This is a genomic window from Bartonella queenslandensis AUST/NH15, assembly GCF_000312585.1.
In the GTDB taxonomy this organism is placed as follows: domain Bacteria; phylum Pseudomonadota; class Alphaproteobacteria; order Rhizobiales; family Rhizobiaceae; genus Bartonella; species Bartonella queenslandensis_A.
The window spans coordinates 1-667 of the sequence record NZ_HE997982.1; the positions used below are offsets into that span (position 1 = coordinate 1).

General features: G+C 42.1%; 1 pseudogene. It reads left to right on the forward strand.

The window, feature by feature from the left end:
* Positions 1-497 (forward strand): annotated as a pseudogene (locus tag BN338_RS12025) (hypothetical protein); the annotation flags it as partial.
* Between the last annotated feature and the right edge of the window lie 170 nt (positions 498-667).

Below are 667 nucleotides of genomic sequence, written 5' to 3' on the forward strand. Positions count from 1 at the left end.
TCGCAACATCATCAGAAAACCAACTTCCCATTCACGAGCAAGAAAACGTTTTGAAAAAAAACAAGCGGGTTAAAACGGATCGCGGCTGTCGATTGCCTGCGGATTTTGAACCCGATTACGATTTTGCAATCGAAGAGGGCTTGCCTCCAGAGCGTGTGAAAGTTGAAATCGCTAAATTTCGAGATTTTTGGAATGCTAAGGCAGGTAAAGACGCTACCAAACTAGATTGGCAAGCAACATGGCGTAATTGGGTAAGAAATTCAAAAGATTTTAACAAACCTTCAAAAGGAGTAGATTATGGAAGACAAGGATTTAGCCAATCAAACGAAAAAATCAGCCTCAGTCGTCAGGTTGCGCACGCAATGTCCGATATCAGAAATGCAGGTAGTGCATACGAATTTCTGTTCAAGAATGACAGGAGAGTATCCGTACCATTGGCTACCCAATCAGAAACCATCGATTTCAGAAGTGGAGAGAATTACATTACTAGCCAATGATGCACTCAATACGCTTGAGAAGAAAGCGAGTGAAGAGGAAATTCAGACAGCGTTCATGTTGATTTCGAATGGTCTTAAAATGCAAGCGACAGGAGATCCAACGTCAATAGCGCTTGCTTACACTTATGTTCTTAGAAACGTAAGCAGTTGGGCATTGGAGCAAGCTGTAA